The organism is Chloroflexus sp., from assembly GCF_034434295.1.
Lineage (GTDB): Bacteria > Chloroflexota > Chloroflexia > Chloroflexales > Chloroflexaceae > Chloroflexus.
In genome coordinates, this window is sequence record NZ_DAOTZQ010000055.1 from 110,843 (window position 1) to 133,633 (window position 22,791).

The window sequence follows — 22,791 nt, forward strand, 5'->3', positions numbered from 1 at the left end:
CTACCGCCCAACTACATACAGCCAGAACATCGCCAGTGCGAGCAAGCCACCAAAGACGTAGATCAGATAATCCTGTGCCTTGCCGGTTTGTAAACGGTGCGCCTGTCGGCCACTGCCCTGTGTGCCACTTGCCAAACCGTCTGGCCCATCGTTCAACAGTGTGTCATCGATGATGAAGTTTACTTTGCCTAAACCGAAGGTAAAGCGACCCATCCCGTCAACCAGGCGGTCAATAAGCTGTCGGTCGATCAACGACCAGGCCACGGCCAGACTACGGGTCAGTCTGCCGAAGGTTGCGGCATACAATTCGTCGATGCGGTATTTAGTATGGAGAACTGCGAATAACGCCGGGAAGCGGGCGGCCAGCGGATCGGTGTCATCGGCAGAGGCAAAGGCGTGCCGATAGCCCAACCAGCCGGCGACGATCCCGGCTACGGCAATCAGCAGTGAGAGACCGGCCACCAGCGGATCGAGTTTCGCTGCCTCTTGCCCCCACACATCGGCCAGCCAGTGACCGACGGGGAGATCGAACGGCAGATTGAGTGCGCCAGCGGTCAGCGCAAAACTAGCCAGTATTACCAGCGGCGCAATCATGCGCGGATCTTCGTGCCAGTGCTCATCGTGGTCGTGGGCATGCTGATGATCGTCGTGGTGATGATCGTGGTCAGATGCCGATGCCGGTGCATCGGGATTAACGAACACCACCGGCTGCGTACCACGGTACTCTCCGAAGAAGACCAACCACCACTGGCGGGTCATATACACGGCGGTCAGGAATGCAGCCGCGCTGAGCGTTAGGTACACGGCCAGATTGTGCTTGAACGCATCGAGCAGAATCTCATCCTTGCTCCAAAAGCCGGCGAACGGCACGATCCCCGCCAGCGCCAGATAACCGGCCGTATACGTCCAGAACGTCCACGGCAGGCGCGTGCGCAGGCCACCCATATTGCGAATGTCCTGGGCAGTCTGCTGAGCAGCATACTCATCGCGATGGTGAATCTGCCGGATCGCAGGTTGTTGTTCCATGGCGTGAATGATCGAACCTGAACCGAGGAAGAGCAGGGCTTTGAAGAAGGCGTGGGTGATCAGATGGAACATTGCCGCCACCCATCCCCCTACGCCGAGTGCGGCCACCATAAAGCCGAGTTGCGAGAGCGTGCTGTAGGCCAGAATGCGCTTGATGTCGAACTGGGCAATAGCGATGGTGGCGGCAAACAGAGCAGTAAAGGCACCAATAAAGGCCACCACTCCCAGGGCCGTCGGAGCGGCAGTAAAGATGGGAAAGGTTCGCGCCACCAGGAACACGCCTGCCGCGACCATCGTTGCCGCGTGAATGAGGGCTGACACCGGGGTCGGACCTTCCATTGCGTCAGGCAACCAGACGTGGAGCGGGAATTGAGCCGATTTCCCCACCGTACCGCCAAACAGGAGCAGCGCAATTCCGGCGGCGTGACTTAAGCCCAGGGCACCGGTTTCTCTTGCCAATCGTTCCAGCAGTGGCGGAAAGAAGATACCACCTTCATCGTTGCCAAACCCAATCCCACCAGCCTGGGCATAGAGGTAGACAATACCCAGCAGCAGCAGCACATCCCCGATCCGGGTAGTGATAAAAGCCTTCACTGCTGCCCGCGCTGCACTGGGTCGCTCGTAGAGAAAGCCGATCAACAGGTATGAACAGAGACCCATGATCTCCCAGGCCATGAAGAAGAGCAGCAGATTATCGGCCATGCTCATCAGCAACATCGCCGCCGTAAAGAGAGCGATAAAGCTGAAGAAGCGGCTCTGCCGCGGGTGAGACGCCATGTAGCCTATCGAAAAGAGATGAATGCAGGTCGAGGCAATCGTGACCATCGCCAGCATTGCGGCAGCAGCGCCATCGATGTAGATACCCATCTGTAATGCGGTATCACCGGTTGGCGCCCATACGAACCGTTGCACGACATTTGGTTCGGGAAAGGTGAAGGCACCGTGTTCGCCGTGATGGCCGGCAAGTTGCACCAGTTGCCCGTCGTGCAGCGCCCATCCTCCGGCGACTGCGGCCAGAAGACCCAGGGCCAGAACCGTTGACCCCATCATCAGCCCGGTTGCCAGCCACGCACTTGCCAGCGCAGCCCGACGCAGCGGGGTCAGCGTAATGAGCGCACTGGCCAGTAACGGCAGCAATGGAATCAGCCACGCATATTGCAGAAAAAACGCCATAGTACGATTCCCGTCGTCTCAACTCGTACCACGAGTGTACGTGCCTGCCACCCAACTGCAATCCTGTTCTGAATGTTCTGTGTGTATCAGAACCTGTTGCTACTTCCTGAGAACCTGTGCTGCCGGTGTTACTTATCCGCGCAGTTGATCCACTTCATCGGCGTGCACCGTCACATAATGGCGATAGACAGCAATCACCATCGCCAGGCCGACAGCAGCCTCGGCAGCCGCGACTGCAATAATGAAGATGGCAAAGCTCTGACCGGTGATATAGCGCGGCTCGAAGTAGCGCCAGAATGCGACCAGATTAATGTTGACGGCGTTTAACATCAATTCAACACCCATCAAAACACCGATCAGATTGCGGCGCGAGAGTGCCCCGAACAGGCCAATACAAAAGAGCGCAGCGGCTAATGTCAGGACTGCCGGTAATGGAACTGCATTTAGCATGATCACCTCTCACTGGTCGGTTGGATTGTCTGCACGACCGGCTCTTCTTCAACCGGCTCTGCCGATGGTGGTGATGCTTGCTCACGCAAACGCTTCAATTCCAGCTCTTCGGCCAGAGTCAGCACCTTACGCCGCCGTGCCCGTTCTTCATAGGCAATGACAATTGCCCCGATCAGGGCCACGGTCAACAGGACGCCAACTACCTGGAACTGGAGTAAAAACTCATTCACAAAACCGCGCCCCAGTTCAGCCGGGCCGGCAATCGGTTCCGGAGTACCGATTGGCGGTGCTGGCGGTACATTCCACTGCTGGTTGATTAGGGTTGGAGCCATCACTGTGGCAAAGAGCAGGGCCGCAATCGCCAGCACAATCGGCCAGCGCGTCGTAAGCTGGCGAATCCCTTCACCGGTAATCTGGCGGGTGAGCATAATCGCAAACAGAATCAGCACCGATACGGCACCGACATAGATCAAGACCTGTACCACGGCCAGAAATTCGGCTTCGAGCAGCATGTAGAGTGCGCCAACGCCAAAGAAACAGGCGATTAACCACAGTGCGGCGTGGATCACATTCCGCACCGAGACGACCATCGCTGCCGAAACCAGAATAAAGAGGGCTATCACCCCGAATACAAGTTGGACAACGATTTCCATCACGCTTCCCTATTCCAGCACTTCGCTGTTTTCATTACCGGATTCGCTGTTTTACAGCGTGGCACTCAATTCCTCTAGCTCTGCTCGTCGTCGTTCGGCCTGCGATGCGGCGTAGACCTGTGTCAGCCAGAGGTAGGCCCCCAGATTAATGGCAAGGGTTATCACAAAGGCCGCCAGCCAGCGCAGCACCGGTGACCAGCCCGTTGTCAGCAACATCCCCTCTGCCGGCCCCCAGCGTGTGAAGGCAACCCACAACGCGGCGCTGAACAGATTGATCAGTGTCAATGGAATGAGAAACTTCCAACCAAAGTCCATCAATTGATCGATCCGCAAGCGGGGCAAGGCACCACGGAGCCAGACCATGACGAAGAAGAAGATGTAGGTCTTGAGCAGGAAGTAGAAGACGCCCAGCATGCCGGCCAGTACATTAAATAAGCCATTACCATTCGGATTGGTTGGCGTGATTGCCTGCGCGTAGAGCCAGTTCACCCCCGGCCCCTGCCAGCCACCCAGAAAGATGATGGCCGTGATGGCACAGAGCAGGAAGTTCAATACGTATTGAGCCAGGTAGAACAGGCCGAATTTCATGCCGCTATACTCAGTCATGTAGCCGGCAACAATCTCTGAGTCGGCTTCAGGAATGTCGAACGGAGTACGCTCACCTTCGGCCAGCGCAGCGATGAAGAAGGCAACAAACGCAACAAAACCGACCGGGGTGAAGACGAACCAGCCCAGACCGAGGTCGGGAATGCCGGGCAGATCACGATTGCTGATCAGCAGACCAGACTGATAATTGATGATATCGTTGATCGAGAGCGAGCCGACAATGATCACGATGACGATCAGCGAGAGGACTGCCGGAATTTCGTAAGAGACCATCTGGGCGACCGCCCGCATCGCTCCCAGCAACGAAAACTTATTGTTGCTGGCCCAACCGGCCATCATCAATCCAACCGCACTGATCGATGATACGGCAAAGAAGAAGAGGAGACCGGTTGGCAAATCAACCGGTGTCATACCTGGTCCCCAGGGTACAACCGCAAACATCAGGACTGTCGGCGCAACGACAACACACGGGGCAAGAAAATGAACGATCCGGTCAGCCGCTGCCGGTACGATGTCTTCTTTGGTGAACATCTTGACACCATCAGCTATCGGCTGCCAGATGCCCTCTGGTCCAACCCGGTTGGGGCCGATCCGATCTTGCATACGGGCGATCACCCGACGTTCGTAGTAGGTGAAGAAGAGCATCTGTAATGGAGCAACAACCAGCACAATCGTCACAATAATGACGTAGCCGATCAGGTTGATCAACCAATCGGGCCATCCCCAGCCAAAGGTGCCGTTAATGAGTCCCTGCAAGATGTCGTACATGAAGGTTCTCCGTCGGGTTATGCTTCCTCTGCCGAACCGTCACGTGCCTGTTCCTCGGCCTGTTTTCGCTTCGCCGCGTTGGCGGCCCGGATCGCCGCTAACCGCGCCGCTTTGTCATCGGCGGGCGTGGCCGGGGTTGCCGGTGCATCACTGGCCGGGGCGGCACCTTCGGCAGCCTTCTTGGCCGCGTTGGCGGCCCGGATGGCCGCCAGTTTCGCCGCCTTGTCGTCGGCGGAATGTGTTGCCGGGGCGGCACCTTCGGCAGCAGGAGTGCCATCACCAGCCTGGGCAGCCTTTGCCGCCCGGATGGCCGCCAGTTTCGCCGCCTTCTCTTCAGGGGACAGTTTACGAGCCTCGGCGGGAGCTGCCGGTGTAGCAGCAGCTTCAGGTGGTGAAGCCGGCGCAGGCGCCTGCGCAGCCAGTTCCGCCCGCCGGGTAGCAATCCGTTCGGTCAGATGAGGAGCAATCCCGATCACGTCTGGCCGCCGGCGAATGTTGCCCTGCAACTTCTTCAATGCACTCTCGCGAACTTCAGCCCACATTGTGGGAGCGATCTTCTCGTAGTAACTGATGGGCCGGTTCAGTTGTGCTTTATGTACGGTTAGACTGCTGTGGTCGTCGGTCGATAACTCGAATTCGTGATTCATCTTAATCGCATCGAACGGACAGACTTCGGCGCAGAAACCACAGCTCATGCAGGCATCGTACTCAATGATAAACTTGGCCACAGCCGGTACAGGCTTACCGGTAGCTGGGTCCTTCGCCTGCGTCATATGGATCACTTGTGGCGGGCAAATGCGTTCACACTGAAAGCACGAGGTACAGAGTTCGTGACCGGTTTCGTCGTCGTAGAGGAGGATGGGCATGTTGCGGTAGGCTTCGGGGATGCGCGGTCGCTCTTCGGGATACTCGATGGTAAAAGTGCCGTGAATCTGGCGATAGCTTCGGTTCAGGCGGAACGATTCCTTCCAGTGCTTCCAGATTACAGCCATTCCGCGCAGCAACCCACTGCCTCGCCGGACACGGGTGTCTTCACGCTGCACCTCAATCACGCGCCCACGTGGAATCTCTATCTCCAATGGTGGTGCTGTCATCGATCCACCTCTCCCATCACGATGTCGATACTGCCGAGAATGACCACAATGTCGGCTACCTTGTACCCACGACACATATCGGCCAGGGGTGTCAGGTTGATAAACGACGGTGCCCGTACCTTGTAACGGTACGGTTTTCCACTCCCATCGCTGACCAGATAGAAGCCCAGCTCGCCTTTCGGCGACTCAATGCGGGCATAGGCATCACCGACCGGTGGCCGGACATTCTGGCGGGCTTTGGGATTGATGTGCCCGCCCTTCGCATCTGGTAACTGCTCAAGCACCTGTTCAATGATCCGTTTACTCTGGCGCATCTCTTCAATGCGTACCAGAAAACGGTCATAGACATCGCCCACTTTACCGACGGGAATATCGAAGTCGAAGCGGTCGTAAACACTGTACGGTTCGGCTTTCCGTACATCGTAGGGAATGCCCGAACCGCGCAGTACTGGACCGGTTACACCATACGAGAGCGCCACGTCACGGGGCAGAATGCCAATGCCGATGGCCCGTTGTAACAGAATCTCATTGTCGCGTAATAACCGCTCTAGCTCATCAATATAGGCCGGCAGTGCAATCAACAACTCGCGCAAATTGGGAATGAATTCAGGGGGCAGATCGCGCACCACACCGCCGAAGCGAAAATAGTTACACATTAAACGGGCACCGCTTGCCATCTCGAACAGATCGAGAATCTTCTCGCGCTCGCGCATCCCGAACGCCAGCGGCGTCTGCCATGCCCCCATATCGTTGATCATGAAACCAACCGCACTCGCATGATTGAGGATACGGGTTAGTTCGACCATCAGCACCCGGATGTACTCTGCCCGTTCAGGTACCTCAATCCCAGCCAATCGCTCGACCGCCATCGCATAGGCGTGATTATTGGCCATCGAATTGAAATAGTCGAGCCGGTCGGTATAGGGCATATTTTGCAAATAGGTATTCATCTCGGCGATCTGCTCGTGATTGCGGTGCAGATATCCGAACACCGGCTTGAGATCAACTACCGTCTCACCATCAACCGTCACCAGCATGCGAAAGACACCATGGGTTGATGGATGTTGTGGCCCAATATTGACTTGCAGCTCTTGTGTTTGGAGCATATCGACACCAGCTCTCTATGGGTACCGCTTCTTGCGAGCGAAGATTTGAACAATCGATCGATAATCAAGCCTGACTATTCGTCGCTGCCCAGATATTTGTCTCCCTGACGGGGAAAATCTTTGCGCATGGGAAAGCCTTCAAACTCGTCCCACATGTAGATGCGCCGCAGGTATGGGTGGCCGACAAATTCGATGCCAAACAGATCGAACGCCTCACGCTCGTGAAAGTTGGCTGCCGGCCAGTGCGGGGTCAATGATGGAACGGACGGTTCATCACGTGGTACCCGTACCCGTAACACTATACCCGAACCGCCAGCCGGATGGTAAAAACAGTAGACTAGCTCAAAACAGCCGGCGTGAAGGTAATCGACCACTGCAATATCAGACAGAAAGGCATAACCGAGCGTATCACGCACAAACAGTGCTGCCGCAACGAGATGATCGGGGTGAATGAACGGATCGGGTGGATGAAACAGACCGGGTTGCGGGCCGTGAGCAGGTGGTGGCGTGATAGCCAGGGATTCCACCTCGATCAGGGCATCCGGCAACGCCGTGGCCAGTCGTGTCCGCAGATCGGTTGGCGTTAGTTCAGGCATCATTCACCACACTCCGTTTCAGGTCGTCGGCCGCAATCTCAGGAGCGACTCCACGCGCTTTGAGTGCATTCTCAAGCTCTACTTCCGGGTCCATAATTGGGAACTGGCGTACCACTTCGGGATGCTCGATCTGTCCCGAACGGTGCTCGCCATGGCTCGGCGATGTATATGGACTGAGCAACGGCAACCCACCAACCGGATCGACCAGCTTTCCGTCAATTTCCAACCCCTTCGCCCCAAAGGTTGGCACCGGAAAATCGCCTGTCTGCGGCTTATCGCCACTCCCGTACCAGCGCACCCGCCCAAGCTTCTGCCGGTCAATCTGCTCTTGCAACGTCATCAGAGCGTGCAGGAGTGCTTCAGGGCGTGGTGGACAGCCAGGCACATACACGTCAACTGGAATCAGAAGATCGATACCACGCAGAACATTGTACCCATCACGGAAGGGGCCACCGGATGTTGCGCAGGCTCCCATCGAGATCACATACCGCGGCTCGGCCATCTGATTGTAGAGCCGCACCACCTGGGGGGCCATCTTCTTCGTCACCGTGCCGGCAACGATCATCAGATCAGCCTGCCGTGGCGACGCCCGAAATAGCTCGGCCCCGAATCGGGCCACGTCATAGCGACTCAGCCCGAACGCCATCATCTCAATTGCACAACACGCCAGCCCAAACGCCATAGGCCAGATCGACGAACGACGCCCCCAGTTGTAGAACCGGTTCACCGTCGTCAACAAGATGCCCTGGCGTTCGAGTTCGAGCTGGGTTGGATCTATCTCAGCCATGGTTACACCCACTCTAGGGCGCCTTTACGCCATTCGTAGAGCAAACCGGCAAACAGCATCAGGAGGAAGATGGTCGCTGCAATCAGGCCATAAAGACCCACTACATTAAATGCTACTGCCCACGGATACAAAAATATCACTTCGATATCGAAAATCACAAAGGCCAGTGCGTAAAGGTAGTACTGCACCTTGAATTGCACATGCACATCACCTATCGCTTCCAGACCGCACTCATACGTACTGGTCTTGAGTGGTGTGGGCCGCTTGGGACGCAGAAAGAAGGCTAAAACTAACGGGATCAATGGAAAGCTGATTGCAGCAACAAGGAAGATGCCTATCAACGCATAATTGGCCAGCATTGCCTATCCTCCGTGAGGCAGTAACGTGTGAAGGTAATGAGAAGTATATCACAAATACGTCGCAATGCTCACAAGATTGACGGCTTCCTCAGTGAATAAGTGACAATCAAGAACGAAGATTTACGCACTCCATTATCGGATTCCGGTGCAGATCATGCCAAAACGTGCTCTGTTACAGCCAGAGCAATTTGCCGGTAAATCTATACCAGATTTGCATTAAACTCATAACGAAAGGCTATGCACTTATCGCCGATGTGAGGAATGGTTTGAAAGCTGATAGAGCCTGTGTGCTTTTGTGATACTTGCCGGCAGTTCAATCCCTGGACCTGCGCTGGACTGGGTAGCCCGAAATCCGCTCAAGCCAATCCCTGTTCCAGGCGTAGCTCGACCCGGCCAACGCGAATCGCATCACCGGGATGTACTTCTGTCAGGCCAGTCACTTCAAAGCCGTTGAGAAAGGTTCCATTCGTGCTATTGAGGTCTTCGAGCAACCAGACGCCACCCCGCCGTTCCAGCCGGGCATGTTCGCTGGAGAGGAATGAGTCGTTGAGGACAATATCGCAATGCGGGCTACGGCCAATCACCGTCACCGGATTTAATGGAAAGACTTTGCCGACGGCGACGCCACTTTGCCCTGAGCTAGTGACAACCAGTTGTCCATAGGGGCTGGCGAGCGGTGGGGCAGCCGATGTTTGTGAGAGATCGCGCCTGATTACCTGAACCACTTGCCAGAGAAAAAAGTAGAGAAGAAATACGACTGCCACGCGCAGCAGAAGCAGGATAATCCCAATGGAGATGCTGGCAACATCGAAAAACATGGATTAACCCTCACGAAACGTCAGTTCCAGCCCACCTAACGAGACAACGTCGCCATCACGGAGTGCCCGTTCACTGATCCGTTCATTATTCACGAAGGTACCATTTGTACTTCCCAGATCGGTCAGCCAGAAGCGACGCTGGCGATAGCGCAGTTGGGCGTGTTTTCGTGAGACTCGCGTGTCTTCCAGAATAATGTCGTTATCCAGTCCACGTCCGATAGTAACCGTTGTGGTGGCAATTGGCAGTGCCTGCGGTGCATTACCGGTCTGCAAGAGAAAAAAAGCACCTGATGATCGCCCAGAGGCGCGGTCGCTTTGCATAATCATCGTCATCGTCGGCTGATCGGATTGATGGTCGCGCAGTTCGGCCTCGACCTGGATTGAACGCCGGGGGACAGCCGGATCTTCCGTGATCACTACCCGCGGATGAGCGAGCATCGTGAAGTTGCGTTCAGCGGCCAGCTCGCTCAAATAGGTCGCCAGTTCCTGCTCGATCTGCTGGCGTACCGGTTGAAAGATCGCGAAGTCTTGCGGGTTCAAAAAGGCCCGGTAGCTGCTCGGCACAATCACGCTCTTGACACTGATTGTCTGGTTGCTCTCCATCGCTTTCTCTAGCCGACGCGCAATCTCGACCGGCTGGATCGTACTACGGAAGATACGTGCTACCGATCCTTCGACCATCTGCTCCATAAACTGTTCAAATCGGCGTAGGGCAGACATGGCATTCCCCCCGTGGCAATTGGATCAACGGCCGCTGTCGGCACACATCTACACATACTATACCGTCATTATCGGCGAAGCATAGATGGGTGGCAAGTTGAATGGCAGAGACACATGGTTTCGACACCAGCTTGAAACCGCTATAGCCAGGTATGGGTACAGGCCAACCTGTCATTTCAAGAGCGATCTACAGCTTGTGACCTGTCTGGGCTCATGGACAACCGAACTGCTCCGCGATCTTCGCAAGACGAAACGTAACAACCTGCTTCAGGTATGTTGCACCGGTGTTCGCACCGGCTCGCCGAGGTACAGAGGTTCAAGCGTAGCCAGATCATCGTAATCACGCGCAAGATGGCGTTGCCAGGCCAGTTCGGCAAGATAAGCCGGACGCCGTAAGCGGGCAGCCGGTGCCGGCAACACCGCCCGCTCACCCAAACCGCGCTGCAGGGCAGCGATTGTCGCTGTATCGAGATCACCACAAAAGAGCGCACGCCCACTTACATCGGCACAGAGTTCAGCGAGCGTGAGATTACGATCTGGTGCCAGCCGTTCAAGGCGATCCTGTGCCATAAAAGGAGCCGCCGCATAACGATCACGCCCCAGCCGTATCAGTGGATAGACCGGCAATGGGGTCGGCGCATACTGGTACGCCAACGCCTCAAGCGTTGCAATCCCGATCAATGGCAGATCGCCGGCCAGGGCCATCCCTTTCGCCAGACTCAACCCTACCCGCAAACCGCTCCAGCTTCCCGGCCCCAATCCAACCGCCAGCACGGTCACGTCGGCTGGTGTGGCGCCGATGTAGCGCAGAAGCGCATCGATCTGTGGCAGCAGCTGTGCAGTGTGATTACGCCCTGACTCCCAGATGCTTTCGGCTAATGGGCCGTGCGCATCATAGAGGGCAAGACCGGTCAGTGCGGTAGCGGTGTCGATAGCGAGCAACATTAGCCGAACGTCTCCTCTTTAAACCTAAGCAGTAGCTCACGGTAACGCATCCCACGGGGCATCAGCCGTATCTGCCGCTTGGTCTCGCTCACATGGCTGAGCACAATGTGTAAATGTTCTGCTGGTATTGCCGCCGCTGCCCGTTCAGGCCATTCGATCAGGCAAATGCCTTCGCTCAACCAGAGTTCATCAAGACCAATCGTGGTCAATTCGGTCACATCGCTCACCCGGTAGAGATCGACGTGATAGATCGGCAGTCGTCCATGAGCAGCATCAGCGCGATATTCATTAATCAAAACAAACGTTGGACTGGTCACCAGTCCGTCGTAGCCGAGGCCACGGGCAATACCTTTAATCAGATGTGTTTTGCCGGCACCGAGCTGACCTGAGAGCAACACCAGATCACCGGTACGCAGCAGGTGACCAAGCCGCGCACCGATACGTTCAGTCTGGGTCGGACTATGACTGATAAAATCGAGATCATGAGGCGTTTGGGCCGCCGACAATAGTTGATCGGTCATGGCCCTATTGTACCATAGCCGGGCATGAAAAAATTGCGGATATGTTGTTCTTTAACCCCTGTATGCTCGCCCACCCTTGAAGGGTTGAGATGAGTACCGGTGATTACTGGAGATCAACGACCGGACTCAGACCAGCCGGAGCGAAGCCACTTGCTGGTGGGATGTCTGTTGCAAGCGTAATCGTTGCCTGACGTAATTCCTGCGCAGTCTGGCGAGCTTCGTTACTAAACCCACCATCCACCGCGATCAACAAGCCGCGATCCAAACGGCGCAAAAACAGCATTTCGGCAAAATCCTGCACATCGGCGGCAGTGATCAGAGCACGACGTTGAATGAGAACGGCGAACGGTTGTCCCAATGGCTCAGCAAGTACCAGCAAACAACGAGTGGCACGTAACTGCTCTGCGGCAATGACATGATAACCGAGCCGACGGGCGTGGGCGGCAGCATCTCGAACTGTTACTTTCATACAATCCTCCTCCATTGAGGACCTGGCCTCTTGTGCGAGCGACGGGGCAATACACTGATGGGGGAGTTCTTCTTTACACAGTATACCATAATTTTGTTTTACGCAGAACTGATTGTATTCCCTGGCACCCAGGCCGTTCCGCCGCCATTTGACAACAGGTGCTCTTTGGCACATAATCTCTTTTGAAACAATGTTTCATTAAGGAGGATCGAACCATGCGTTTCATGCAACAGATAACCGTCTTGCTCGCAGGAATGCTGCTGATGGCAGCGTGTGGGCAAACACCGGCAAGTCAGCCCACCGCTGCACCAGCGGACAATACCTCAGCGCAACCGCTGCTGGTCATGACCAGTACCAGTATCGTAGCCGATGTTGTGCGTCAGGTCGGCGGTGATCGGGTTCAGGTCGAGACGATTGTGCCGATTGGGGCTGATACCCATGGCTTTGAGCCGACGCCCCAAGACCTGTCACGGGTGAGTGAAGCCAGGGTCATCTTCACGGTCGGTGCCGGCTATGAAGAGTTTATTGATCGTCTGATTGCGAGTTCAGGTACGCAAGCTGAAGTTGTCGATCTGTCGGCGAACCTTGCTCTGCGTACATTGACGGAAGCGGAAGCTACCGGTCATGCTCACGATGAAGAACACGCCGACGAGCACGGGACAGAGGAAGCCGGTGATACCCACGCCGACGAGCACAGCAATACGCAGGCTGACGCATACGGCGATGATCACGGTGATGAGCATGCCGATGACCACGGGGCAGGATCGGTTGACCCTCATACCTGGACGGATCCGGCTAATGTGAAAACCTGGGCTGACCTGATCTATACCACGCTGAGCCGTCTCGATCCAGATCACGCTGAAACATATGCCACCCGGGCAACCGAGTACAAGCGTCAGCTCGATGAGCTTGATCGCTGGATTGCCGATCAATTCGCTACTATCCCGGCAGAGCGGCGCTTAATCGTCTCTGATCACATTATTTTTGGTTATATGGCTGACAAATACGGTTTGCGCCAGTTGGGGGCAATTATCCCTGGGGTAAGTTCGAGTGCCGCTCCCTCGGCACAGGAACTGGCAGCGTTGCAAGACCTGATTGCCGACTACAGCGTGACTGCCATCTTTGTTGGTGATGTTGCAAATCAGCAGATCGCCGAGCAAATTGCTCGTGATACCGGTGTGCGCATCATCACCGTGTTGACTGAGTCGCTAACCGATGAGAACGGGCCAGGTGCGACGTACCTCGACTACATGCGCTTTAATATCCAGGCAATTGTTGATGGGTTGCGCAGTTAATCTGCGTTCTCGCGTACAATAGATCTGCATCAGTGATGATGACCGTCATCACTGATGCTGCATCGGTTTTTATGCCTGAAGGAAGGCAATTATGACAGCTTCATCAGTCATTGCACCGACAGTTACTGATCCGGTAACGACGGTTCTGGCCTTAGACATTCGTCATCTCACCGTCTATTATCATCAGAACGAGGCGCTACACGATGTCTCGGTGACTATCAATCCGGGTGAGCAAATAGCGATTGTCGGGCCAAACGGTGCCGGTAAAAGTACGCTGTTGAAAGCCATCGCCGGCCTTCAACCGATTACCAGCGGTGGGATCCGCTATTTCGGTCAAAAGCGGGTCGCACCGAATGAGATTGCCTACGTGCCTCAGCGATTGCAGATCGACTGGCGCTTTCCGGTCTCGGTCAGTGATGTGGTGTTAATGGGCCGGGTCGGTCGTATTGGTCTCTTCCGTCGTCCTTCTCATTATGACCGGCAGCTTGCTCAACGAGCGTTAGAACGGGTTGGGCTGGCAGCGTTTGCCAATCGCCAGATCGGCCAGTTGTCCGGCGGTCAGCAACAGCGGGTGTTTCTGGCGCGTGCGTTGGCGCAAGAAGCGCGTCTCCTATTAATGGATGAACCATTGGTTGGGCTGGACATTCCCTCGCAAGACGAGATCTTTCGTACCCTGGCTACCCTTCGCCAGGAAGGGGTCACTGTCTTGACGGCGCTGCACGATTTGCAACAGGCAGCACGCTATTTTGATCGCGTGATGCTCCTCAATCGTCGTCTGATTACGTGCGCACCGGCTCGTGAAGCCTTCACCGCTGCCTATCTGGTTGCCACCTATGGTGGCCATCTTCATCTCGCCCAGAGTGGTAATGGGCTGCTTACTGTCGCTGATAGTTGTTGTAATCCTGATCCGGATGGCGGCCTATGATCGATTTTTTTACTGCACCCCTGGCCTATTCATTTATGCAGCGCGGCTTGCTGGCGGCACTGCTGGTTGGGATTGTCTGTGCGGTGGTTGGTGTCTATGTCGTGCTGCGCGGCATGGCCTTTTTGGGTGATGCGCTGGCGCATACCATGCTGCCCGGCATTGCAGTTGGCTATCTGCTGAACGGCGCTGATCGTGGTGCACTCTTCTGGTGGGCACTGGGCACAGCACTGGTTAGTTCATTCGCAATCGGGGCAATTAGTCGCGCCGCCCGCATCCGTGAGGATACCGCAATTGGTATCGTCTTCGCCGCGATGTTTGCTCTGGGGGTGGCCTTGATCTCAACGGTACGCAATTCGGCTGTTGATCTGTCGCATTTTCTCTTCGGCAATATTCTCGGTGTTAGCGAGTATGATCTCTGGCGAATTGCCGTATTGGGCCTGATTGTCATCGCGATCATCATCCTCTTCTACAAGGAATTGATGGTCATTACCTTTGATCCGGTGCTGGCCACCACCCTGCGCTTGCCGGTTCGCTTTTTTGATCTGCTGTTACTGGCATTGCTGGCCGTGTCGATTGTGGTAGCGATTCAGACGGTTGGGGTGGCCTTAACTCTGGCGATTTTGGTCACACCGCCGGCAACGGCTGCCTTCTTGACGCATCGCATGCATACAATGATGCTGGTGGCGGCATTGCTGGCAGTCGTCGCCGGGGTAGTTGGTCTCTACGCTTCCTATTACTTCAGCATTGCGTCCGGTGCGGCCATTGTGCTTACCAGCACTGCCATCTTTGTGCTGGTTTGGGTCGGTTCCCGCCTGTCTCACCGGACAGCCTGATCCTGTAGTACAATTGTTGCAGTGAAGGCAGTGATGCCTGATACAGATCTCTCTGCCGGGGCGCTGGCGGAGGTGAGGCAACAATGACAGGTCGGCTACTACTGGTTTTCAGTGTTTTATTGATGCTGTTCACCACACCGGTTGTCCAGGCGCAGCCACCGGCAGGTGCGCGATTGGCGCTCAACCGCTGTGGTGCAGGTGATACCGTGCAGTACACGCTGGCGGTTGCCGGTGCGGTTATCCCTGATGCACTGATTCCTGGCGGGATTGAGATACCCAGTTACACTGAGGCTTTTGCTGCACTACGCCCATTCCTGACGGCTGCCGATTTGGCTATGGCTACGCTGGCCGGGCCACTAGCCGGTGAGGCATTGCCTGCCATGGCTTCTGCATTAGCCGAGAGTAATCTGCTCTTATTGGGAACTGCTCATCCGCGCTTGCTCGCTCTTGGTCCGACCGGTGTTGATTCTACTCTGGAAAATCTAAGTCGCTACGGTATTTTTCAACACGGTGCGGTGACAAGTGGTGAGACCCATCCCCCGTTTCTCAAGGTCACGGTACCCCATCCGGCTTCACCGCTTACCCTTGGCTTTCTCAGTGCAACCTGGGGTTTGGAAGGAAATGCTGATCCGCGCAATCAAATTCATCTACTGGCTAATGCTGCCGGTGTTTTACCAGATATCGCTGCTGCGATTGAGCAGGCCCGACAGGAAACCGATCTGGTTGTCGTGATGGCCGCCTGGGGGCAACCTACCGATCCCGATCCGCCCCAGGCCCGGATCAATGCTGCTCGTAATTTGATTGCTGCTGGCGCCGATCTGGTGATTGGGAGTATTCCCGGCGAGACCGCAACGGTCGATTGGGTGCGTGCTGCGGATCGCGAAGGATTGGTCATTTTCTCTGCCGGTGATCTGATCGGTACCGCCGCCACCCCGGCTGCCCTTATGTACATCGGTGTGACCCGCGATGAAGACGGTGCAGCCCGTGTCAGTGGTCTCCGTTATCTGCCGCTCACACCCGGTAACGGCACCCAGGGACCGACGCCATTACCGGTAGTACCGCGTGAGTTTGCCCTACTGATGGGTGATCCCGGCCAATTGCACGCTGTACCACCCGTACCGCCAACCGGAAAGATCGAGGTTTGTCCGGCCCTGGTATTACCGGAAGCACCGCAAACCCCGATTACCGGCGACTTTGCCCGCTTTTATCAGACCTTCGGTGGGGAACAGACACGTTCTCTCATCGAGGGAATTGCGTTGCTCGGTCTACCGTTAGGGCCGGTTACCCGCGAGCTGGCCGGTGATTGTCGTCAAGAGGTTGCCGTGTTGTACACCGAACGTCAGCGATTGGAGTTGCATTCGGGTAATGACTGGCCCAATCGGGTGCTCGGCTCGCATGTCGGGGTCGTCGCCTTTCGACGTGGTTATCCGGATCAGCCGGTAACACCGCGTACCGATCTGAGTGATCCGTCCGCTTTCGCTGATCCGCTGTTTCGCAGTTTCTATGAACGGTATGGTGGAATTAGTGTGTTTGGCTACCCGATTAGTGGCGCACTGACCGAACGTGACCCCAATACCGGACGTGATTTGATCGTGCAGTACTTTGAACGGGCGCGGTTTGAGCGCGATCCCATGGTGCCGTTACCCGCCGATCCACTCTGGCAGGTTCGTCTGGGGCTGCTGGGTCGTGAAGTGGGTTCACAGGTTGCTGCTGTCCTGTGCCCGACGGCTGCTGCGTCGGCGAGTGCTGCGGCGCTGGCAACCGCTACACCGGCTACATCACCGGCCACGGTGGTCGGTGCCGTGCAGAGCAGCGGTGATGGATTTCCGTTGCTGCTCGGCGCAATAATTATCGTATCATTGATACTGGTTGGTCTAATTTTGTGGGCAATATACGATCTGTACCGTTTCAGCCAGCGTTATGTACAACCTGCGATGCGCTCTACCCGAAGCGGTTACCGCATGGACACCAGTGCTCGTTCATCAGCACGTGGTGCCTGGCAGGAGTCATTGCGCGGTTTCTCTCGTCGCGACAGTCAACCGGCACTCCAAACTGAGGCTGCCAAACGTTCCTGGTTGGGCAAGATGTTCAAAGGTCGTGATTCCGCACAGACTTCGCCCCAGCGCCAGACTCCGGGATGGCGCCAGCCAACTCGCACTTCCTCCCGCAATACACAGCCACCCCAGGACTCGCCAGAACCGTCGGCGGTTAACGGTCAGGCTGATGACAACCGACCGCAAACACTTCGTGCTCCGCTAACTCCGGATACTTCCCGTATGCCCGCTGCCTCGCCCTCATCGGCCATTGATCCGCTTAACGGCGATGAACTGGCTGCATGGTTCGATACCGCCAATGACGTACCTGCCACTGATCGTCGCCAGGATCGGCTCGACCAGTATGTTGGAGGACAACCGGTGGATTGGAATGACTTGCCTCCTGCCGAACGCGAGCGTTGGCTGGCAGAGCTTGGCCCACTTATCGATGACAGTGCTGCCGATGTTCCGCCTGCTGAATGGTCACGCTGGCAAGATGAGCTGGCAGACGCAACCGCTTCCGTGACCGCTGGCCCGCTTGCATCGGCTACCCCGGATACGCCATTTGAAGAGACAACACAGCAGGTCAAGTCGGATACCGACTCTGGGGCTACCCTGGGGCATCGTACCGACGACGATGATTTACTGCGGAAACTGCTTGGCATATAATAGTGTCAGCCGGGCACAAAACCGTCTCCAGACGGTTGATTCGCAAACAGTTGAATGATATACTGCTCGCATCAACAAACGTCATATACCTGTCTGCGGAATTGCAGGTTGTTACTCAACATAGAGGAGAAGAGCGTATGCCCCAGACGCGACTGGTGATCGCCGACGATGAGTCCATCATCCGCATGAACCTCAAAGAGACTCTCGTCAGTCTTGGCTATCTGGTAGTTGGCGAAGCCGGTGACGGTGTGAGTGTGATCAATCTCGCCCGCGAGCTGCGCCCCGATCTGGTACTGATGGATATCAAAATGCCGAAACTGGATGGCATTCAGGCCGCTCGCATCTTGACCGAAGAGAAGATTGCGCCGGTGCTGCTGCTCACGGCCTACTCTGACCGCGATCTGGTCGAGCGGGCCAAAGAAGCTGGTGTCGTGAACTACATTGTCAAGCCCTTCCGCGAAGCCGAACTGCTACCGGCGATTGAGATTGCCATTGCCCGCTACCAGGAGTTTCTGGAGATGGATCGACAGGTTGCCGATCTGAAAGAGACGCTGGAGACGCGCAAACTGGTCGAGCGGGCCAAGGGTATCTTGATGGATACCCAGGGTTTGAAGGAGGCCGAAGCCTTCCGCAAGATCCAACAGCTCTCGATGAATACACGCAAGTCGATGAAAGAGATTGCTCAGGCCATCCTTCTCGCCCACGAGATTTAAGGTGTCTCTGTGCTACAGGTGCTCTCGTCTTGATGATGAGGTGTGGACGGCGCAAAGTGGCTATCAATAACGACAACGCAAAGCCGCTTTGCGTCATACCGGTTACCGGTGGCGGCTACCCCGGTGCGCTGGCAGATAACCCCTCCACATTTGTGCTGCAATGTCATCTCCTGAACCGACATCATCGTCACTGCCATCACCCACTTCCCGCTGGCGACACTACGTCCGCCTGCTGCTCCCCCATCTGCTGACCATTCTACTCAGCCTTGGCATCTTCACACTGCTGCAAACCTGGCTCCAACCTGCACCAACCCCGGTTGAACCGCAGATTGCCACGGTCACGCCACTGCCGACCATCCCTCCCACACCAATCCCTACCCCCCAACCGACCTTGCCACCGGTGCCGGTAGATGAGGGCCTGATCCGGCTCTCCATCCTCGATCTTCAGGCCGAAAACGCCCGCTTACGAACTGCCACCCACCTGTTGCGCGCTGCCATCACTCTCGACGAGGCGGTCAACGCCCTGCAGCGCAACGACGTGGCCGAGGCAGATCGAGCATTGATGACCGCCCGACGAGCGCTGGATCGGGCCTATAACCTGAGCACCGAGCAGCAAAAAGGCCCCATCGACGCCATTCGCCTTCAGATCAGCCAGATTCGCGATGATCTCGGCGTGCGGCCAGAGGGCGCCGACCGACGGTTATGGCAGGTCCGTCGGCTGATTTTGACACTGGTGGATGAATAACATTCGTCCCGCGTCCATCCATTCTCCGCTCCAGGCCGTATAATACCAGTAGTACGTCTCTACACAAGGCGAGGATGTCATCCGTTGAATTCAGTTGTCGGCTAACCGTGGTTGCTTTTCTGACGGCAACTCTCTCGATAACCACATTCGGCAAAGGACTGCTATGTATCGCGATCCCTCAATTCGCTCTTCCGAGATAACTCCAGAGTCGCTCTACCTGAGCCGACGGGCCTTGTTAGGTGGCATAGGCGCACTGGGTGTCGGTCTTGTGCTGAGTGCCTGCGGTCTGAATGTTCCGTCAGATCGTCCAGGTCAGGCAGTAGCACCCGACAATACCACTCTCCGCGATGAGCTTGGCGATCCGGCCAACAGCTTCGAGCAGATCACCAACTACAACAACTTCTACGAATTCACGACCGACAAAGAAGCGGTTGCGCGCCGGGCCGCTGGCTTTGTGTCCCACCCCTGGACGGTGGAAGTGACGGGGATGGTGCACAAGCCACGGATCTTTGCTATCGAAGATATCCTCTCGCTGTTCGATCAGGAAGAGCGCATCTATCGTCTGCGCTGCGTCGAAGGGTGGTCAATGGTCATCCCGTGGCAGGGTTTTCCGCTCCACAAACTGCTGACCATCGTCGAACCAACCGCACAGGCTCAGTTCGTTCGTTTCGAGACCCTCTACGACCCTGATCAGATGCCAGGGCAGCGTGACCGCTTCTTCCCATGGCCCTACGTTGAAGGACTGCGCCTCGATGAGGCAATGCACGACCTAACGATCCTGAGCACCGGTCTTTACGGTCGTACCCTCTTGCCGCAAAATGGCGCACCACTGCGCCTGGTAGTTCCATGGAAATACGGCTTCAAAAGCATCAAATCCATCGTCAAGATTGAACTAACTGATACCATGCCGGTGTCGTTGTGGATGGCAGTCGCACCGCATGAATACGGCTTCTACGCCAACGTCAATCCCGACGTTCCCCATCCACGCTGGTCGCAGGCCACCGAACGACGCATCGGCGAGCTTGGCCGGCGCAAAACGTTGCTCTTCAACGGCTATGCCGAACAGGTCGCTGCCCTGTACGCCGGGATGGATCTGGCTCGCAATTACTAGAACTTTCCCAAATTGCTACCTTGTTTCACCACAGAGACACAGAGTACACAGAGAACGAGTATAACCTGGGTTGCTACCGTGAGGCGTGATGTAGCACGTCCTTAGGAACTGGCTGTTACCCACATCATTCGGGTGGTTACGATATACGGTGTTGCGTGCAACGTCGAGCTGTTCATCCCGGCAATCAGCTTCCGTGGTCTGCTCACAGCATAGGTAACAACTCGAGTTAGAACTTGTTTTCTGAAAATTCGTGCTGTTATGCTCCCTGGCTACTGCACAAGCTGATGAACACTTGCCAATCACCATTGACAGTGTATCTTGCTCCCGGCATGCTGGTATGGCAGCGAAGAGGCTGCCGCCCATCGCCAGTGCCATCACGTGCCGCATGGGTTGCCTTACCTGCTCGCTATGCGCGTGTCGCGAAGTTTGGCGTGCGGCAGCCATGCTGCCGCGCCAGCCGTGCCACGATCCGGTGCGGGTCACGTTGTTCATCCTGCTGGTCACAACGATGCTGTTATTCCGTACATCTACAGATCAATTACGTGGCGGATTGAACATCGTTCCCGCTCCGAAGGCACGTGTCGCTTTGAATGGCAGAGGCATGGCTTCCGCATTCACCGTGATCAACGCCAGGGGTGTATTGCACCGCTCACCCTGCTGACGATGACCACAACATACGATAATCATCTGGCCTCTCAAGAAGTGGTGAGCTAACGTCGCTATCACCACGAGCCAGAAGTTGCCAGCCAGCTCTTCTCATCATTATGTGGTCAGGTTGTAAGAACTGCGATATATTGAAATAGGCATCCAACCACGAACATTCACGGGTATCAAAATCCACAAACCTATGTCTAGTAAAATAACAGCACCACACATATCGCTTTTACTCCGCAGCGTTCCCCACCTCATCGGCCTACTCCCACTCATGTTACTTATCGTTGATGGGCTGGCTAATCGCCTAACCGTCAATCCGATCCAATACCTGACCCAACGTACCGGCTGGTTCGCCCTGATGCTCCTGCTGGCGACCCTGGCATGCACCCCGCTGAACCGTTGGTTTGACTGGAAGCAGGTCATGCGCTGGCGTCGTTCGCTCGGCCTCTACAGTTTTGGCTATGCCGGCCTGCACCTTGCCATCTTTGTGGCCCTGGATTACGGTTTTGATCTCAGCCTGATCCTGCAAACAATCAGCGAGAAGCGCTACATCATTGCCGGTTTACTGGCCTTTGCCCTCCTCTTGCCCCTTGCCATCACCTCGACCGGTGGCTGGCAACGGCGACTAAAACACTGGTGGCGCCGCCTGCATCGCCTGGTCTACCTGGCCGCAATCCTGGCCGTGATCCACTACCTGTGGCTGAGCAAAGACCCCCGCCCGGCATTGATCTCCGGCGGTCTGTTAGGAATCTTGCTACTGAGTCGCCTTATTGGCAGACAAAGCTGGCAGCGTATGGTACAATGGAGCCATGAGCGAATTAAAAGACAAATTAGTTCTCGTCGTTGATGACGAGCCGCGCATGATTACATTCATGCGCATGAATCTTGAACTGGAAAGCATGCGGGTGACGACCGCCACCAACGGCCGTGAAGCGGTCGAGAAGGTGCGCGAGGAGATGCCCGACATTGTCTTGCTCGATATTATGATGCCGGTGATGGACGGTTTTGAGGCGCTCCGGCGTATCCGCAGCTTCTCCCAGGTACCGGTGATCATCCTTACCGCCAAAGATGAAGAAGAAGACCGGGTGCGAGGTCTGGAGCTTGGGGCTGATGATTATGTTGGCAAGCCCTTCAGTCAGCGCGAACTGGTGAGCCGGATCAGGGCAGTCCTGCGCCGCCATTACACTCAACCCCCCATCCCTCAAACCCTGGTGAAGGTTGATGATCGGTTAAGTATTGACTTTGCCCGCCGCGAAGTATTGGTCGATGGCAAGCGTGTCAATTTGCGACCGACCGAGTACCGTCTGCTTTACCATCTGGTTCAAAATGCCGGTTATGTGCTGACCCACGAGATGCTACTAAGCAAGGTGTGGGGGCCAGAATATCGCGACGAAAGTCACTATCTGCGTTTATACATCACCTATCTGCGCCAGAAGATCGAAGAAGATCCATCCAATCCAAAGTATATTTTGACCGAACGCGGCGTCGGCTATCGCTTTGTCGATTTTCCCGGTGCACGCCGCATCAATGCTACCGATGTGCCGATGTGACGCAGCCCTGTCTCATCCATCCACGCTCGGCCACAGCGCGTTAGTTTCTCTCCCTCAATATTCAGCCACGAGAGCAATAGTGATTCCCGCCCCCTCCCAACCTCCCCCGCTAGGAGTTGTGGCGAGGTGCCTCCTGATTGGGGAGATGTTCCCCCGCCCCCAGCGGGGGCGG

Annotated in this window: 23 protein-coding genes; 9 read left to right on the forward strand and 14 right to left on the reverse strand. The window is 56.0% G+C overall.

Going from position 1 to position 22,791, the window contains the following annotated elements:
* The 14 genes from nuoL to VAE57_RS08785 all read right to left on the reverse strand — a co-directional run bounded on the left by nuoL (position 1) and on the right by VAE57_RS08785 (position 12,091).
* The gene (gene nuoL, locus VAE57_RS08720) at positions 1 to 2,199 is read right to left on the reverse strand and encodes an NADH-quinone oxidoreductase subunit L (RefSeq protein WP_322821499.1); all 2,199 of its coding nucleotides are present in this window, start codon (positions 2,197 to 2,199) and stop codon (positions 1 to 3) included.
* Between the two features lie 132 nt (positions 2,200 to 2,331).
* Entirely contained in the window at positions 2,332 to 2,649 is a 318-nt protein-coding gene (nuoK, locus tag VAE57_RS08725; protein ID WP_322821500.1) for an NADH-quinone oxidoreductase subunit NuoK, read from the reverse strand.
* Positions 2,650 to 2,651: 2 nt separating this feature from the next.
* A complete protein-coding gene (locus VAE57_RS08730; RefSeq protein ID WP_322821501.1) occupies positions 2,652 to 3,302 on the reverse strand; it encodes an NADH-quinone oxidoreductase subunit J in 651 nt (216 codons plus the stop codon).
* Positions 3,303 to 3,353: 51 nt separating this feature from the next.
* Positions 3,354 to 4,676 (reverse strand): NADH-quinone oxidoreductase subunit NuoH, encoded by a 1,323-nt coding sequence (gene nuoH / locus VAE57_RS08735; RefSeq protein ID WP_322821502.1) that lies wholly within the window; start codon positions 4,674 to 4,676, stop codon positions 3,354 to 3,356.
* A gap of 17 nt (positions 4,677 to 4,693) precedes the next feature.
* Positions 4,694 to 5,770: a 4Fe-4S dicluster domain-containing protein gene (locus VAE57_RS08740; RefSeq protein ID WP_322821503.1), complete on the reverse strand. Its 1,077-nt coding sequence runs from the start codon at positions 5,768 to 5,770 to the stop codon at positions 4,694 to 4,696.
* On the reverse strand, positions 5,767 to 6,876 hold the full coding sequence (locus tag VAE57_RS08745) for an NADH-quinone oxidoreductase subunit D (RefSeq protein WP_322821504.1): 1,110 nt from the start codon (positions 6,874 to 6,876) through the stop codon (positions 5,767 to 5,769). The genes VAE57_RS08740 and VAE57_RS08745 overlap by 4 nt, the downstream gene beginning before the upstream one ends.
* A gap of 74 nt (positions 6,877 to 6,950) precedes the next feature.
* A complete protein-coding gene (locus VAE57_RS08750) occupies positions 6,951 to 7,475 on the reverse strand; it encodes an NADH-quinone oxidoreductase subunit C (RefSeq protein ID WP_322821505.1) in 525 nt (174 codons plus the stop codon).
* Positions 7,465 to 8,259, reverse strand: a complete 795-nt coding sequence (locus VAE57_RS08755) for an NADH-quinone oxidoreductase subunit B (RefSeq protein ID WP_322821506.1) — start codon at positions 8,257 to 8,259, stop codon at positions 7,465 to 7,467. Before VAE57_RS08755 ends, VAE57_RS08750 begins: the two co-directional genes overlap by 11 nt.
* A gap of 2 nt (positions 8,260 to 8,261) precedes the next feature.
* Positions 8,262 to 8,618 carry an NADH-quinone oxidoreductase subunit A gene (locus VAE57_RS08760; RefSeq protein ID WP_322814978.1) on the reverse strand — a complete coding sequence of 119 codons (357 nt, stop codon included), beginning with the start codon at positions 8,616 to 8,618 and terminating at the stop codon, positions 8,262 to 8,264.
* Positions 8,619 to 8,974: 356 nt separating this feature from the next.
* On the reverse strand, positions 8,975 to 9,436 hold the full coding sequence (locus tag VAE57_RS08765; RefSeq protein WP_322821507.1) for an FHA domain-containing protein: 462 nt from the start codon (positions 9,434 to 9,436) through the stop codon (positions 8,975 to 8,977).
* A gap of 3 nt (positions 9,437 to 9,439) precedes the next feature.
* Positions 9,440 to 10,156 (reverse strand): DUF3662 and FHA domain-containing protein, encoded by a 717-nt coding sequence (locus tag VAE57_RS08770; protein WP_322821508.1) that lies wholly within the window; start codon positions 10,154 to 10,156, stop codon positions 9,440 to 9,442.
* 267 nt (positions 10,157 to 10,423) lie between these two features.
* Positions 10,424 to 11,101 (reverse strand): tRNA (adenosine(37)-N6)-threonylcarbamoyltransferase complex dimerization subunit type 1 TsaB, encoded by a 678-nt coding sequence (tsaB, locus tag VAE57_RS08775; RefSeq protein ID WP_322821509.1) that lies wholly within the window; start codon positions 11,099 to 11,101, stop codon positions 10,424 to 10,426.
* Positions 11,101 to 11,622: a tRNA (adenosine(37)-N6)-threonylcarbamoyltransferase complex ATPase subunit type 1 TsaE gene (tsaE, locus tag VAE57_RS08780; RefSeq protein ID WP_322821510.1), complete on the reverse strand. Its 522-nt coding sequence runs from the start codon at positions 11,620 to 11,622 to the stop codon at positions 11,101 to 11,103. Before tsaE ends, tsaB begins: the two co-directional genes overlap by 1 nt.
* A gap of 103 nt (positions 11,623 to 11,725) precedes the next feature.
* The gene (locus VAE57_RS08785) at positions 11,726 to 12,091 is read right to left on the reverse strand and encodes a hypothetical protein (protein WP_322821511.1); all 366 of its coding nucleotides are present in this window, start codon (positions 12,089 to 12,091) and stop codon (positions 11,726 to 11,728) included.
* Positions 12,092 to 12,306: 215 nt separating this feature from the next.
* Here VAE57_RS08785 and VAE57_RS08790 point away from each other — a divergent pair, with 215 nt between their 5' ends.
* From VAE57_RS08790 to VAE57_RS08830, 9 genes are all read left to right on the forward strand, one after another.
* Positions 12,307 to 13,386: a metal ABC transporter substrate-binding protein gene (locus VAE57_RS08790; RefSeq protein WP_322821512.1), complete on the forward strand. Its 1,080-nt coding sequence runs from the start codon at positions 12,307 to 12,309 to the stop codon at positions 13,384 to 13,386.
* Between the two features lie 91 nt (positions 13,387 to 13,477).
* Positions 13,478 to 14,311: a metal ABC transporter ATP-binding protein gene (locus VAE57_RS08795; protein WP_322821513.1), complete on the forward strand. Its 834-nt coding sequence runs from the start codon at positions 13,478 to 13,480 to the stop codon at positions 14,309 to 14,311.
* Positions 14,308 to 15,144: a metal ABC transporter permease gene (locus tag VAE57_RS08800; protein WP_322821514.1), complete on the forward strand. Its 837-nt coding sequence runs from the start codon at positions 14,308 to 14,310 to the stop codon at positions 15,142 to 15,144. Before VAE57_RS08795 ends, VAE57_RS08800 begins: the two co-directional genes overlap by 4 nt.
* An 83-nt stretch (positions 15,145 to 15,227) precedes the next feature.
* Positions 15,228 to 17,846, forward strand: coding sequence for a CapA family protein (locus tag VAE57_RS08805; protein ID WP_322821515.1), 2,619 nt, complete (start codon positions 15,228 to 15,230; stop codon positions 17,844 to 17,846).
* A gap of 137 nt (positions 17,847 to 17,983) precedes the next feature.
* Positions 17,984 to 18,559 carry an ANTAR domain-containing response regulator gene (locus VAE57_RS08810; protein WP_012257866.1) on the forward strand — a complete coding sequence of 192 codons (576 nt, stop codon included), beginning with the start codon at positions 17,984 to 17,986 and terminating at the stop codon, positions 18,557 to 18,559.
* Between the two features lie 160 nt (positions 18,560 to 18,719).
* Positions 18,720 to 19,304 carry a hypothetical protein gene (locus VAE57_RS08815; protein ID WP_322821516.1) on the forward strand — a complete coding sequence of 195 codons (585 nt, stop codon included), beginning with the start codon at positions 18,720 to 18,722 and terminating at the stop codon, positions 19,302 to 19,304.
* A gap of 163 nt (positions 19,305 to 19,467) precedes the next feature.
* Positions 19,468 to 20,415 carry a protein-methionine-sulfoxide reductase catalytic subunit MsrP gene (gene msrP / locus VAE57_RS08820; protein ID WP_322821517.1) on the forward strand — a complete coding sequence of 316 codons (948 nt, stop codon included), beginning with the start codon at positions 19,468 to 19,470 and terminating at the stop codon, positions 20,413 to 20,415.
* Positions 20,416 to 21,340: 925 nt separating this feature from the next.
* Entirely contained in the window at positions 21,341 to 21,916 is a 576-nt protein-coding gene (locus VAE57_RS08825) for a sulfite oxidase heme-binding subunit YedZ (protein ID WP_322821518.1), read from the forward strand.
* Entirely contained in the window at positions 21,879 to 22,619 is a 741-nt protein-coding gene (locus VAE57_RS08830; protein ID WP_322821519.1) for a response regulator transcription factor, read from the forward strand. Before VAE57_RS08825 ends, VAE57_RS08830 begins: the two co-directional genes overlap by 38 nt.
* The last annotated feature ends 172 nt before the right edge of the window (positions 22,620 to 22,791 follow it).